A 14,184-nucleotide genomic window follows, 5' to 3' on the forward strand; every position below is an offset into this window, starting at 1 on the left:
GGCCGGCCAGGCGGCGCCAGGCGTCCCCCGTGGCGGCAATGACACCAGCGTCGCGATGAGAAGGATGACGAGATCCTCCGAGGTGAAGTCGCCCCGCGGGTGATTCTCGGGTTGGTCAGTGCATCGGTGACGGCGCTGACGTAGACGTCTGCAGCCCGGTTCGGGCTGTTGGCCTCAGGTTTCGGCGGGGCTTCGGAGGTCTGAGCATGGGCGCAGCGACTGGGCTGCGACCTGCGGAAGCATCGCTCAGCCTCGCCCCCGGCCCCGACAGCCGCATTCACTTCCTGTTAATCGGGCAACCATCCACGCGCCACGCGTGTCTCACAGTCGAGCCCTCACGCCTAGCGCCACCTTGGCTCTCCGTACCCGATTCATGGAGGAATTGTGGGTATTCGCACCATGGTTGCAGCCGCCGTCTGCGCGGCCACGGCGCTTTCGGGTGGTACGGCCGCCGCGGCGCCCGCGACTACCACGGCGGGCCCGGCCGCTGCCACCGCACGCGAGGACTTCAACGGCGACGGCTACCAGGACCTGGCGGTCTCCGCCCCCGCCGCCACCATCAACGGCCACTCCTGGGCGGGCTACATCGCCATCAGTTACGGCTCCGCGCAGGGCCTCGGCACCGCGCACACCACGATCATCACCCAGGACACCCCGGGCGTGCCAGGCACTTCTGGTGACGACCACGGCTTCGGCTACCGGATGTTCGCCCGCGACCTCGACGGTGACGGCCTCACTGACCTCGCCCTGGTGACCAACGAGGCGCTCGCGGCCACGAACAACTCCGGCTCCGTCATCGTCCTCTGGGGTCGCAGTGGCGGCGTCACGGGCCAGGGCTCGGTGCGTATCCCGGCGCCCGCCGACGCCACTGTCGGCGCGAACCTCACCGCCGGCGATTTCGACGGCGACGGCAAGACGGATCTGATGATGTCGCACAGCGACAACTACGACCTGCGCAGCGTGATGTACGGGCCGTTCACCCGCGCCGGGGCGCCTGCCCGCGAGCAGCAGGTGACCATGTTCAGCACGGACAACTCCATCATCAGCACCGCGGCGGGCGACTTCAACGGCGATGGCATCGACGACCTGTGCACCTTCTACGCTTACGAGGAGCACGCCGAAGGCGGCAAGCTGTGGCTGGGCACCGCGCACGGTCTGTCGGCGAACTCCACCCCGCTGCCCTCCGCCGCCGCCACCGCGGTCGGCGATTTCGACAAGGACGGCAAGGCAGACCTCGCCACCAGGGTGATCCCGAACGGCATCACGGAGGATCTCCCCTACGACGCCGGCAGCGTCAAGATCTACTACGGCTCGGCGTCCGGCCCGAGCACCACCCGGACGAAGACCATCACGCAGAGCACCACCGGCGTGCCCGGAGTCAGTGAGAAGGGCGACCAGTTCGGCGCGCGACTCAACACCGGCGACGTCAACGGCGACGGTTACGCCGACCTCGCCGTGGGTGTTCCCTTCGAGGCCATCGGCACGACCAGGGCCGCAGGCTCGGTGGTGCTGCTGAAGGGCGGCTCGGGCGGCCTGGGCGGCACCGGCGCGCAGGCGTTCCACCAGAACACGTCGGGCGTCCCCGGCGTCGCGGAGGCCGGCGACCACTTCGGCGGCGCGGTCCGGCTGCTGGACATCAACGGCAACGGGAAGGCGGACCTCGCGGCCGGCGCCCCCGGCGAGGACCTCGGCACAGTCGCGGACGGCGGCGCGGTGTGGTCCCTGCGAGGCGCCTCCTCGGGCCTGACCGCCACGGGAGCGTTCGCCTTCAACCCGGTCGACCTGAGCGCCCCGGTGCCCGGCGCCCGCTTCGGCATGGACCTCTCGAACGACAACGGGCCGAATATCTGATGGGCACCTGAACGGAAGATCCCCCAGGCTCAACGATCTGATGAGTGACCGTCTCGAACCCAGACCGACATCGCTGGGAAATGACGGCACCTCCGGTGTGTGACCGACCACGGCCGCCTGCCGCAGCAAGGTCGACCCCGCAGAGCCCGGTCAGCTTCTACGGCGCAACGGCAGCATCTGCCCCACTCCCATGAGGATCAGTCCGCAGAGAGTCAGCGCGGTCGTGCTGAAGAAGCGGATCTCCCAGGGCGGGCTCGGTGCTATTCGGAAGTAGAACAAGCCCTGCACCACGCAGTTCGTGCCCACCAACAGTGCCCCGAGGCCGTAGATCCGCGGTTGGGTGACTCGGCGGCGCGCCCACGGCAACGTCCACCCTGTGCGTATCGACGCAGTTCCCAGGACGATCGCCAGAACGCCCAGGATCATCCCGGATCCAACAACCCATTCCACGGTGCCTCCTCCTGCTGACGAGTAAGCGAACGGTGAACTGTCTCAGATCTGTGCGACGCACCGCTGTCCCCGGCCGGCGCCGGTGACCTTGGCGCTCGGCGGCAGTGTGATCACCTTCCGCCGTTCCTGAGGACTGATGTCTACGAGCGGCCGGAACTCCTGATGCCCGTCGTCCGCGGCCTCATCGATCAGCTCCGGCAGGTGCAGCCGGCGACTTCAGCAGCACACAGGTGCCCCAGCCGGAGAAACCTAGCCGCAGTCCCGCCAGGAGACCCCAACTGTCCTTGAAATGTGGCGATATCAGGGACTTTGGGTCGATGTGCCGTCGTCCCACACCGTGTCCTGCAACCTCCCGGACGCTTCGTGTTCTCGGAGCGTTCCGGCGATCGCTACCGGCGGTCACGACGGACTGACGGAGCACGTGGACAAAAACCCTCTTCGTACACCACCAACTGCTGGGGGCGCAAAGAGGAGCTGCCGCCCGCCATTATGATCAGGGTGAAAACGCTCGCTTCCCCGGTCCGGATGCGCGGAGCCGCCCCGCGTCCGGAGGGGGACCGCGGACGGAGGCTGGGAACAGCAACGACTGCCCCGGTGCACCGCTGTGATGGAGGAGATTCGGATGCCCCGGACGGCCACGGGTCCGGCCTGACCGTGTCTTGGGCGGCAATGGCTACAGCTCCCGGTCCATCCGGACCTGGCTCAGGCGGTGGGGCAGCGGCTGCACCATCCCCGAACGGACCCACCAGGTCCGCAACCGATGGTTCCTGATCAATCCCGGCCGCGTGGGACACCCCGCGCGGCCGACAGAAAACACGAGGCAGTTCTGTGAACATACGCAAGCGGTGGACAAGCGCTCCTGTCGGGGCCGGTCTCGCGGCGGCCCTGCTGAGCAGCTGCAGCCTTCAGACCGAAGGAGGCGCAGCCGAGCCCGGCAACTCGATCGTGGTGGGCATGTCGGACGACGTCCTGGCCGCGGACCCGGCCTCGGGCTACGACCCGGGGTCCTGGCTGCTGTTCAACAACGTCTTCCAGTCCCTGCTCAGCTTTCCCCGAGGGACTACGACCCCCCAGCCGGAAGCGGCTAAGTCCTGCTCGTTCGAGGACGGCAACAGGACTTACCGGTGTACGCTCCGTGGCGGTCTGACCTTCAGCAACGGCCACAGCCTCACCTCCGAGGACGTCAAGTACTCCTTCGAGCGGGCGATCAGGATCGATGACCCCGCCGGCCCCGCGCCGCTGCTCTCCACGATCGCGAAGATCACCACTCCGGACGCGCGAACGGTCGTCTTCCAGCTCAAGGTTCCTGACGCCACCTTCCCCAGCAAGATCGCCTCGGGCGCCGGTTCCATCGTGGACCACAGCGAGTACCCGGCGAACAGCCTGCGCAAGGACGGCAAGGCCGTCGGGTCGGGGCCCTACAAGCTCAAGTCCCTCGACAAGTCGAAGGCCGTCTTCACGGTCAACTCCGACTACCAGGGCACAGCACGGGTGAAGAATTCGGGCGTCACCCTCGACTTCTTCCGGGGCGACCAGAAGAAGCTGGCGTCCGCGTTGCAGAAGGGAGACATCGATGTCGCCTACCGCGGTCTGACCGCGCGGGACATCTCCCAACTGGAGGATTCCGCCGCCGCGGCCGACAAGGGCATCGACGTCGTCGAAGGCACCAGCGCCGAGGTGCAGCACCTGGTCTTCAACATGAAGGATCCGGTGGTCGGACAGCTCCCCGTACGCAAGGCCATCGCGTACCTGGTGAATCGTGACGCTCTCGTCAGCGAGGTCTATCACTCCACGGCCACCCCGCTGTACTCGATCGTCCCCGCCGGCATCACGGCCCACAACACCGCGTACTTCGACATGTACGGCGGCAGCCCGCAGCCGGCCAAGGCCGAAGAGGCACTGCGTACCGCGGGCATCACCGACAAGGTGAAGCTCACGCTGTGGTCCACACCGAGCCGCTACGGCCCCGCCACCGATGACGCGTTCCGGGCGATCGCCAAGCAGCTCAATGCGAGCGGACTGTTCGACGCGGAGGTCAAGTCCCTGCCCATCGACCAGTACGAGAAGCGGATCGCGGCCGGCGAGCTCGGCGTCTACGTAAAGGGCTGGGTCCCGGACTACCCCGACCCGGACAACTTCACCCAGCCGTTCTTCGGCAAGGACAACGTCCTGCAGAACCGCTACGTGAACGATGACATCACTCGCCGGATCATCCCCGACACCGCCGCCCAGGCCGAGCGGGGTTCCACCGAGAAGGACTTCGGCGAGCTCCAGGACGACGTGGCCCGGGACCTGCCGATCCTGCCGCTGTGGCAGGGCAAGCAGTACGCGGTGGCGCACGACAACATCTCCGGCCTGGAGTGGACCCTGGACGCCTCGACCGTCTTCCGCTTCTGGGAGATCAGCAAGTACTAGTAGTGCTTGGTCAGGTCGATATAGGGGTGGGTATGTCGCGGTGGCAGGTGGGGCAGGCGCCGGTCCAGACTGCGAGCAGGGTCTGGAGTTCGCGGACGACTTGGTAGAGGCTCAGGCCGGCGCCGCGTCTTTTGGGGCTTGGGCCAGTCGTTGCAGGGTGCAGAAGGCGTGCGCGACAGAGACAAGGGTGACGTGGTGGTGCCAGCCGCCCCAGGTTCGGCCCTCGAAATGGGCCAGGCCCAGGGCCTGTTTCATCTCCCGGTAGTCGTGCTCGATGCGCCAGCGGAGCTTGGCGAGCCGGACCAGCGTGGTCACAGGCATGCCGGAGGGCAGGTCGGACAGCCAGAACTGCACCGGCTCGGGCTCGCCGGCGGGCCATTCGGCCAGCAGCCAGCACTCCGGCAGCTCCGGGCCGTCGGTGGCCTGCCGGACCTCACGTCCGGCGGGCCGGATGCGCAAGGCCACGAAGCGGGAGTAGATGCGCTTGAAGCCGGAGCGGCCGGTGCCGGGCCGGGAGCCTTCCCGCCACTGCACCCCTCGTGCGGCCTTCCGCCCCGCCGCGATGACCAACTCCTTGACCGACCGCGGCTTGTCGGGATACTTGGCCACCGGCGGGCGTCCGGTCCCGGAGTACGGCTCGGCCACCGGCACCGCGTCGCCGGGCTGGGCCGACAGCGTGCTGGAGATTCCCACCACGTAGTTCAGGTCGCGGGCCTGCACCCCGTGCCGGAACGCGGCGGCGTCGCCGTATCCGGCATCAGCGATGACCAGCGGCACCTCGATGCCCCACGAGCGGGTCTCATCGAGCATGTCCAGAGCCAGCTGCCACTTCTCCACGTGCCCGACATCCTCGGGGATCTGGCAGACGGCACGCCGGGCGGCCTTGTCCGGATCGGCCTTTGGCGAGTGGGGGTCCCATGTCTCGGGCAGGAACAGCCGCCAGTTGACCGCCGCCGAAGCATGATCCGAGGCAAGGTGCAGCGAGACGCCGACCTGGCAATTGGTGACTTTGCCCGCCGTGCCGGTGTACTGCCGCGACACACACGCCGAAGCGGTCCCGTCCTTCAGGAACCCCGTGTCGTCGAAAATAAGCGCGGACGGCCGGATCGCCGCTTCCATTCTCCAGGCCACCCTGGCCCGCACATGCGCCGGATCCCAGGGACTGGTGGTCACGAAATTGGCCAGCGCCTGCCGATTCCCGTCCTCACCCAGCCGGGCCGCCATCGGCTCGACCGACTTGCGCCGCCCGTCGGTCAGCAGCCCCCGCAGGTAGACCTGCCCCCACCGACGCTGATCCTTCCGCGCGAACGGCTCGAACACCTCCGCCGCGAACGCCTCCAACTCACCACGCACCACAGCAATCTCGTCCGGAGTCACACACTCCCAACGCCGCACCGGGCCAGAAGGACACGCACCACCGCAGCCGACCTGACCAAGCACTACTAGGGTCTGCCCGGCGATCGCCGGGCACACTGGCCGACATGCCTGTCTCGCTGCATCACATTGTCATCGACGCCCACGACCTGCCCTCTCTGGCCCGGTTCTGGGCTGAGGTGCTGGGTTGGCGGATCCTGTCCGAGCGGGAGCGGGAGGTCGTGATCGGGCCGGACGAGACCGCGCCGGTGGGCATCTGCTTCATGCCTGTTACGGACCGTAAGCTGGTCAAGAACCGTCTGCACCTCGATCTGACGTCCGCCGCGGAGGACCGGGAGGCCGAGATCGAGCGCATCCTCGCACTCGGCGCCCGCAGAGCGGACGTCGGGCAGAGCGGCAGCGAGTCGTGGACCGTGCTGGCCGATCCGGAGGGGAACGAGTTCTGCGTAGTCCGCCCGAAGGAGACCCTCATCGGCTAGGACGTGACGATCGTCGTCGAAGGCGGGGGGCCGTCCGCCGCGTGAACCATTGCGCAGGCGGACGGCCCGGCTGTCGGTCTTCTCCGGGGTCGTGTGCCGGATGCCCCGATGCCGCAGGCACCGGCGGCACGGCCGGCGGCGGCTCGGAGCTCGTTGCGTTCTCGGCGGGCCCGACCGCACCGGACGCAACGTGGGTGCGATGCCGCTGAACTACTGGGATGCCGGTCCGTAGTGCACGGTGACCCGGTCGAACCCCAGCGAGCCGAGCAGGCCCTTGAGCATGTTCGTGGTGTTCTTCTCGGCGCGGCCGGTCAGGCCGCTGTCCTTGGCGGCCTCGCCGATGTGCCGGGCGGCGAGCTTGTTGACCGCCTGCTCACTGCTGGGGTTGTCCGAGAAGAAGTCACCGATTCGATCGAGGAACCCGCGTTGCTTGGAGACGGCGTAGGAGCGGTCCGGGTCGAGTGCCGGCTTGCCCAGTACTGCATGCGGCAGCCGGATCTCGGCCGTGGTGCGCTCCTTGTTGATCACCACACCGTCACTCGCCACCTTCCCGAGGTCGACGGACGCACCGACGGTGCCGGCACCGACATACAGGGTGCGGGTGCCGCGGATGGCATCCGGCAGGAACTTCGCGTCCTTCTCCAGATCCACCACGACCTGGAAGTTGCCGGAGGCCGCCTCGTACGAGCTCATGTCCTGAATCGACTTCAGCACGGCTGGTCCCGAGCGGTCCTGTGTCTTTTCGCCGAAGAGGTCATCGATGCCGGGAAGCACGCTGAGGCGGGTGCCCACGAGCAGCAGAGCGAGCGCGGCCGCGCCGAGCACGACCACTTTCACCCACCACCGGGGGCGGCTGGGGCGGGGTTCACGCTCTCCCGACTTCCCGGACACATCGAGGCGTTCGGAACTCCCGCGTTGCTTGCCGGCCTTCCTTGCGTCAGTGGACGTCATGGCATCCGTGTGACCCGATCGCCACCTTCCAATCAGGATGACCGGACACAATCAGTCAGATCCTGTATCCCGAGGCAGACGCCGGTGCCGACGGCTCAACTGTCCTGGTTCGGGCCGCTGATCACTCGGGCAGTGCCCACAGGCCTTGAAGGAGAGACAGCATGAGTACGACCAGCCCACAGAGAAGAGCTGCCATGTTCGTCGGACCCGACGACGACCCCCGGCTCGGTGCTCCCTCGACCGGCGAAGAACGCGGCATGCTCGTCGGATTCCTCATGGCTCAGCGTGCGACGCTGGAACTGAAGTGCGCCGGTCTGGACGCGGAACTGTCGCGGCGCTCCGTCGAGCCCTCCACCCTCTCGCTGCTCGGCCTCGTCCGCCATCTGGCCGACGTGGAACGTCGATGGTTCCGTCAGGTCCTCGCCGGCCAGGACGCACCACCGCGTTTCTCCTCGTCGGCCGAGCCCGACGGCGACTTCGACGGCGCGGTGTCCGATCCCGCCATTGCGGCCAAGGCCTGGGAGGCATGGCGCGCCGAGGTGGCGTTCGCCGACGCCTTCGTCACCGACGCGCCCCACCTGGACATTGTGGGCGAGGACGAGTGGCGCGGGGTGGTGTCGCTGCGCTGGGTGCTCATCCACATGGTCGAGGAATACGCCCGGCACAACGGACACGCCGATCTGCTCCGTGAGCGCATCGATGGCGCGATGGGCGTGTGACGGCGAGGCATTCCCGCCGGCCGTCCGGAGTCCGTCGATACCCCGGACTCATGTTGACCGGCTCTGCCGCTGATGTCCGAGTGATCCGGTGTATCAGTAGCGGTGGCCGTGCCAATGCGGGTCCTCCCAGCGATCAAGACCGGTGACCCCCAGCAGCCGCACCCGGTGCAGCAGTTCCTCGGATACGCCCAGGCCAGGGAGCCGGGCCGGTGCATGGTGGACAAGCCAGCCAGTCAGCTCGACGCGTATCTCTTCCTCGTCCTCCGACGCGTGCCAGGGAAGTCGGTCATCGAGCAGGTCGTCCCCCCAATGTCCCACCGCTTCGGCCAGGTGTTGGTCGGCCACGGCGTCAGCCAGTACTTCCCAGGTGCGGAGCCACGGGCTCAGGGTGCTCGATGCTTCAGCGCACAGTACGAGGACCTCGTACGCGGGTACGCCGGGATCCGGATCGGTGAGCGTGTGCACCCACCATGCCTGCAGGAATTCATTGACTGCCGCAGCTTGCTCCGGAGGCCACTGCTGCCAATGGCCGCGAGCGAAGGATCGCCCGGCCTCCTCCATGCGGAAGTGGGACTCGATGAGACCGCTGGCGAGGGCCGTGGCGAACTGGGGCAGGATCCGGCGCAGTACGGATGAGTGATCGCTCCAGTCGATGGCCTGCCATGTGCGCTGCAGGAGGTCGGGGTCCAGCTCCGTGTCCGCCACCTTGAGCTGCGCGAGGTCTTCAGCGCTGCCCCAGTGGCACTCACAGTTGTGCTCGTCGGGGCGGGCGATCATCCCGCGGAAAGTGGAGGCCAGGCCGTCCAGCGCTGCGTCGAGACGAAGTCGTGCGCGGGGCCGGTCGAGGTTCATCATGGCGTTTCGCCTTCGAGGACTCCGGGAGATTGTGCTGCCCGAAGATCCCCAACCTACCGGGGCGGCCCCGGTGACAGCATCCCCATGACAGGCCGGGCAGGGGCCGTCTGCCGCGCGCTGTCGGTCAGCCTGCCTGGTACACGTGTGCGCGGGCGCCCTGCCATTCGATCACGCTGGGATCGTCGAGAACCCGCTCCGGGTCAGCCAGTCCGGCGGCGGACAGAAGCACGACAAGGTCGTGATCGCTGTGTGCGGTCCCCAACCGCCGTTCGCAACCGTTGACGTGCATCGTCACAAGTCTGCCTCCGGAAGGTGTGGGGGGCTGAATGGTCCAGCGGGGTGTCACCATGGCTTCAGGGTGTCTCCAAATACCCGTCGCTGCACCGCACTTACGGGCCGTACACCCGTCTGGCCGATCGGCGTTTTGTTCGGAACCGGGTGATCTGGTTAGCTGCTTCTGCCGCCCGGTCTGAGCAACTGTCAGTGACTGACCGCGATCGGGCGCAATTCCGCCCCCCTTCCGGGGAAGGGGGGCGGAATTGAGCGTCCGGGCTCAGTTCTTCGTCTCCCTGCCGCTCGTCGGGGCGGTCACGGTGAGCCGGGCGCCACGGGTCCGATCCGAGGACGGGCCCGTCTCGATCGCGAACTCTCCCGGCTCCATCGCACGCTCCCACGCGCGGGTGACCGATGCCAGGGTCCGCGCCCCCACCGGGAAGGAGACCTCGGCCTGCTCGCCGGGCAGCAGCTCGATGCGGGCGAAACCGCGCAGTTCCCGCACACGCGGCCACGACGTCCCGCCGAGCAGCCGGCGCACGTAGAGCTGCACCGTCTCGCGCACGGACCGGTCGCCTGTGTTGTGCACCTCCACCGTGCACAGGAGTGGCTCCGCGACTCCGCGCGGCGCGTCCGCATCGAACTCCGCCACCGCGACGCACGCGCGGGACAGCCGGGGTGCGCCGTACTCGACCGACGTGTAGGCCAGGCCGTGGCCGAACGCGTGGCGTGCGGTGGCGGGCTGGTCGACATAGCCGCGGTAGCCGTGGTCCTTCCCGTTGTAGAAGACGGGCAGCTGGGCCGCCGACCGGGGCACCGAGACGGGCAGCCGGCCCACGGGTTCCGCCGCGCCGAACAGCACGTCGGCCACCGCGCGCCCGCCCCGCGGGCCGGGGTACCAGGCGCTCAGCACCGCCCCGGCCCGGTCGGCGAGATCCGGCAGTGCGTGCGGACGTCCCTGGACCAGCACCATGACGACGGGGGTTCCCGTCGCGGCGACCGCGGCGGGCAGAGCCGACTGTCCTACGGGAAGCCCGAGTTCAGCGAGGTCCACACCTTCCCCGCAGGTCATCTCCACGGGATTGCCGGAGGCGACGACCGCGGCTCCGTTGGCGTCGAATCGCGTCCCGGACGCCCGCGCGCTCGAACCGCCGAGCACCACCACCGCGACATCGACGCCGGCGGCGAGAGCGACCGCCCCGGGGACGGCCGACAGATCGCCGCCGACGAGATCGCTGCCCCGGGAGTGCGCGACCTCCGTGCCGTCCGGAGCGGCGGCCATGAGGCCGTCGAGGACGCTGAGCCCGTGCCGGGCCGCTGGGGCGCGGTGTAGTCGCCGATCTGCTGGGGTACGGAGTCGGCGTTCGGGCCGATGACCGCGATCCGGCGGACGCGACTCTCGAGCGGGAGCGTCACGCCGCCGTGTGCGAGGAGCGTGACGGATTCCCGGGGGATGCGCTCGCTCAGCAATTCCGGCCCCGGAGTCGGCGCGCGCTCCCCGGTGTACGGGTGCTCGAAGAGGCCGGGCCGGAACTTCAGCGCGAGGACCCGTCCGACCGCGGTGTCGAGGGTGCTTTCGTCGACCAGGCCACGCCGCACGGCCTGTTCCAGCCGGGGGAAGCAGTCGTCCCAAAGACTCAGGTCGGTCCCCGCCCCCAGCGCCGGCCGCCACCGGGTCCCCGGCCAGCCGGACCAGGCGGTCGAGCGCGAGCCCGTCGGCCATCACGAGGCCGGTGAACCCCCACCGTTCGCGCAGGATCCCGGTCAGCAGCTCCCGGTTGGCCGCACAGGGAATGCCGTCGAATTCGTTGTACGCCGCCATGACACCTGCCGCCCCGGCGTGGATCCCCGCCAGAGCGGCCTCCAGATGGATCTCGTGGAGCTCGCGGGCGCCGAGCTCGGTGGCCGCGCTGTTGCGGCCGCCGACCGTGGCTCCCTGCCCGGCGAAATGTTTGAGTACGACAGCAGCCCGGTCCGGCCCGAAGCGATTCCCCGGGGGCCCCTGGACGCCGCGCACCAGGGCTTCGGTGAACCGCGCCGCCAGGTACGGATCCTCGCCGAAGCACTCCTCCGCGCGGCCCCAGCGCGGATCCCGCACCAGGTCGAGCGCGGACACCAGCGCCACATGGCCGCCGCGTGACCGGAGCTGCGCGGCGGCGAGGGCGGCGGCCTCCTCGTACAGCTCCGGGTTCCAGGTGGCACCGACCGCCTGGTTGACGGGCAGCAGGGTGCCGTCCAGCGCCTGGAGACTGTGCGGCATCTCCTCGACCAGCAGGACGGGGATTCCGAGCCGAGTGTTTTCCACTACATACCGCTGGACGGCGTCGGAGACCCGCGCGCCGTCCGCCGCGCCGATGCCCGTTTCCGCCGTCACACCCGACCAGAGGTCGGCGCGCTGCAACCCGTACAGTGCGCCCATCCCGTCGTGGGCGGGCACCTCCGTCCGGAACGCCTCGGTCAGCTCGTGGCCCGAGGAAGTGCGTTCGTACGCGTCCCACCCGTACATCCGTTGGTTGACCTGGCCCACCTTCTCGGTGAGCGTCATCCGCGCCAGCAGGTCGCGCACCCGGTCGGCGACGGGCGCCGTGGGATCACGGAAGAGCGGCTCGGACATCGGGTGGCTCACTTTCACGGGGCAGGACAGGGAGGGTGTGCGGTACGGCAATTGGCACGGAGGGGTTCCCGTTCGGGGTCCGGGCTCGCGTGCCCGGGCCCGGCCGGAACGAAAAGCGCCCCGGCCGGTCAGCGCAGTTCGAGGACGCGCACCCCGTACGGGGCGATGAGCACGTCCCTCACCGGCTCGCCGCCGGTCAGCTCGCGCAGTTCCCCGTCCGCCGACGGGCGGACGGTCAGCTCCTCGCCCGACTGGCTCACCAGCCACACGTAGCGGGTGCCGTCCTCGCGGACCAGGGTGTCGGCGGCGACGTACGGCGTGTCGACCGTCACCGGCCGTGCTGCCCCGGCGAGTTCGGCGAGCGCCGCGTACAGCCGGTGTGTCTGCTCCGGGTTGGCGCGGGCCGTACGGGCAGCCATGTGCTCCAGCGGGTAGGTGGCCAGGACCGTACGGCCCTCGCCCGTCTCGTGACACAGCAGCGCCGGGCGGCCGTGCGCGTCGGTGGCGACGACCCGTGCACCGGTCGGGACCACCGACAGGTAGGCACGGCTGTCCTCGTTGCCGGCGACCGGGAACGTCAGGGTCTCGCCCGCGGCGATGGAGCCGAAGTCCTCGGTGAACGTCATCTCCAGGACGTCGTCCTCGATCGGCTCCGCGACACCGTAGGAGAGCTGGAGCTCCACGCCGAACAGACCGTCCAGGTCGTGGAACCACGGACCGCGTGTCGTCGGGTGCTCACCCGAGCAGAACGACAGATAGACCGTGGCTCCCTCGCGGGCCCGGCGTTCCAGCGCCCGCCGGGTGCGGGTGGTCAACTGCCGTGTTGAGGGCAGCAGATACAGTGCGGCGTCGTCCGGCAGCCCGTCCGCCTCCCGGGCGAACGCCACGGGCAGGTCCGCGCCGCGCGCGGCCACGTACCCCTGGGCGATGGTGGTCCGGGTCGTCGCACACATGCACAACCTTGCCCTGGGCGCCTGATCAGAACACTCGAAACCGAGCCCGGCTATCACAGCCTTCTGCAACACGCAGGGGCCTTCTCCGGGCAGCTCCAGGGAAGCGGTGTCAGACGGATCGATTTTCCGCGCTGACCATCCAGGCGTGCTTTTCCAGCGAGTCGATGATCGCGTGCAGCAGGTCGGCCGTGGCGGGATCCTCGCTGTCGACCCGGTCGTGCAGGGTGCGCAGCGTATCGACGGTGGCGCGCAGGCGTGCCGTGACGAGGTCGACGACGGTGCTCACATTCTGCTCGCCCTCCGGGAACGCGGGGAGGGTGGTGGTCGCTGCCACGCTGTCGGAACGGCCGTCCGGAAAGGTCGCGAGGGCCCGCATGCGTTCGGCGATGGTGTCGGCGGCCTCCCGCGCGTCGTCGACGATCTCATCCAGTTGCAGGTGGAGGTCCCGGAAGTTGTGGCCGACCACGTTCCAGTGGGCCTGCTTCCCCTGGAGTTGCAGTTCCACCAGGTCCACCACGATCTGCTGCAGGGCTCGGGCAAGCTGCGGCGACGCCGTGAAGCCGGCGGAATCGGTCTCTGAACGCCGGGAGCCCCCAGGGGCGGAGGATACGGTCATGGCGTCTCTCCTTCGAGAGCACAAGGGACTGGGCCCCCCGAACGAGAGGCCCGTTGACTGACACCAACAAGCCTACGAACGTCCCTCCGCGCCGCCACCGCTGTTCGGCCGCCTGGCCGTTCAGTGGCGTCGGCGTTACCTCGACCGGCGACCTGGCGTCACCGTGGCGCTATGCGCTCCAGCACCTCCACAGCCGCGGCGATGTCGCAGCCGTCCAGGCGCGAGAAGACGTGGCGTCGCACGCTCGCGAGGTTGGTGGGCCACGCCTGCTTCAGCTGCTTCTCTCCGGCACTGGTGAGGACGGCGAGCCATGCCCGTCCGTCGTCCGGCGACTTCTCACGTATGACCAGCGACTGCGACTCCAGCCGGTTCACTACTCGAGTCATGCCGCTCAGCGACAGCCCGCACACGTTGGCGAGCTCGCTCATCCGCATCTGACTGTGCGGCGCCTCGGAGAGGTGCACCAGGACCATGTACTCGGTACCGGAAATCGGATGCTCCTCGAGCATGTCCGCGTCAACGATGCGCGGCAGGAGTGTCATTACTCTGCCCAGAGCCCGAAGGAAAGCCTCCTCATCACGGTTGAGAGGATTGATATTCGCCACGTCTGCCATGGTCACAGTGTAAGTGGCTC

General features: G+C 68.8%; 11 protein-coding genes and 3 pseudogenes. 4 read left to right on the plus strand and 10 right to left on the minus strand.

Annotated elements, in window-relative coordinates; genetic code table 11:
* Positions 1-384 precede the first annotated feature (384 nt).
* Entirely contained in the window at positions 385-1,851 is a 1,467-nt protein-coding gene (locus OHA03_RS37650) for an FG-GAP-like repeat-containing protein (protein ID WP_267008508.1), read from the plus strand.
* Positions 1,852-2,001: 150 nt separating this feature from the next.
* Here the strand turns inward: OHA03_RS37650 and OHA03_RS37655 are convergent, their stop codons facing one another.
* Entirely contained in the window at positions 2,002-2,301 is a 300-nt protein-coding gene (locus tag OHA03_RS37655; RefSeq protein ID WP_267008509.1) for a hypothetical protein, read from the minus strand.
* Between the two features lie 828 nt (positions 2,302-3,129).
* On the opposite strand from OHA03_RS37655, the gene OHA03_RS37660 reads away from it, so the two are divergent.
* A complete protein-coding gene (locus OHA03_RS37660) occupies positions 3,130-4,716 on the plus strand; it encodes an ABC transporter substrate-binding protein (RefSeq protein ID WP_267008510.1) in 1,587 nt (528 codons plus the stop codon).
* A gap of 111 nt (positions 4,717-4,827) precedes the next feature.
* Here the strand turns inward: OHA03_RS37660 and OHA03_RS37665 are convergent, their stop codons facing one another.
* Positions 4,828-6,093, minus strand: coding sequence for an IS701 family transposase (locus OHA03_RS37665; protein WP_267008511.1), 1,266 nt, complete (start codon positions 6,091-6,093; stop codon positions 4,828-4,830).
* A gap of 104 nt (positions 6,094-6,197) precedes the next feature.
* Here OHA03_RS37665 and OHA03_RS37670 point away from each other — a divergent pair, with 104 nt between their 5' ends.
* Complete coding sequence (locus OHA03_RS37670) at positions 6,198-6,569, plus strand: VOC family protein (protein WP_267008512.1); 372 nt, start codon at positions 6,198-6,200, stop codon at positions 6,567-6,569.
* Positions 6,570-6,584: 15 nt separating this feature from the next.
* On the opposite strand, the pseudogene OHA03_RS37675 reads toward OHA03_RS37670, so the two are convergent.
* Together OHA03_RS37675 and OHA03_RS37680 are read right to left on the minus strand one after the other, a co-directional pair.
* Positions 6,585-6,695: pseudogene (locus tag OHA03_RS37675) on the minus strand (IS5/IS1182 family transposase); the annotation flags it as partial.
* A gap of 84 nt (positions 6,696-6,779) precedes the next feature.
* Positions 6,780-7,520, minus strand: a complete 741-nt coding sequence (locus tag OHA03_RS37680) for a DUF4230 domain-containing protein (protein ID WP_267008513.1) — start codon at positions 7,518-7,520, stop codon at positions 6,780-6,782.
* Between the two features lie 194 nt (positions 7,521-7,714).
* On the opposite strand from OHA03_RS37680, the gene OHA03_RS37685 reads away from it, so the two are divergent.
* Complete coding sequence (locus OHA03_RS37685) at positions 7,715-8,239, plus strand: DinB family protein (protein ID WP_267009610.1); 525 nt, start codon at positions 7,715-7,717, stop codon at positions 8,237-8,239.
* A gap of 93 nt (positions 8,240-8,332) precedes the next feature.
* On the opposite strand, the gene OHA03_RS37690 is transcribed toward OHA03_RS37685, so the two are convergent.
* From OHA03_RS37690 to OHA03_RS37715, 6 genes and pseudogenes are all read right to left on the minus strand, one after another.
* Positions 8,333-9,094, minus strand: coding sequence for a hypothetical protein (locus OHA03_RS37690; protein ID WP_267008514.1), 762 nt, complete (start codon positions 9,092-9,094; stop codon positions 8,333-8,335).
* Positions 9,095-9,218: 124 nt separating this feature from the next.
* Complete coding sequence (locus tag OHA03_RS37695; RefSeq protein WP_267008515.1) at positions 9,219-9,443, minus strand: hypothetical protein; 225 nt, start codon at positions 9,441-9,443, stop codon at positions 9,219-9,221.
* A 204-nt stretch (positions 9,444-9,647) separates the two neighbouring features.
* Positions 9,648-11,981 (minus strand): annotated as a pseudogene (locus tag OHA03_RS37700) (glycoside hydrolase family 3 N-terminal domain-containing protein).
* A 128-nt stretch (positions 11,982-12,109) separates the two neighbouring features.
* Positions 12,110-12,916: pseudogene (locus tag OHA03_RS37705) on the minus strand (beta-mannosidase); the annotation flags it as partial.
* Between the two features lie 127 nt (positions 12,917-13,043).
* On the minus strand, positions 13,044-13,550 hold the full coding sequence (locus tag OHA03_RS37710; protein ID WP_267008516.1) for a Dps family protein: 507 nt from the start codon (positions 13,548-13,550) through the stop codon (positions 13,044-13,046).
* Positions 13,551-13,708: 158 nt separating this feature from the next.
* Positions 13,709-14,164, minus strand: a complete 456-nt coding sequence (locus OHA03_RS37715) for a MarR family winged helix-turn-helix transcriptional regulator (RefSeq protein WP_267008517.1) — start codon at positions 14,162-14,164, stop codon at positions 13,709-13,711.
* Positions 14,165-14,184 lie beyond the last annotated feature (20 nt).

Origin of the sequence: Streptomyces sp. NBC_00154, from assembly GCF_026342835.1 — a bacterium.
GTDB lineage: Bacteria > Actinomycetota > Actinomycetes > Streptomycetales > Streptomycetaceae > Streptomyces.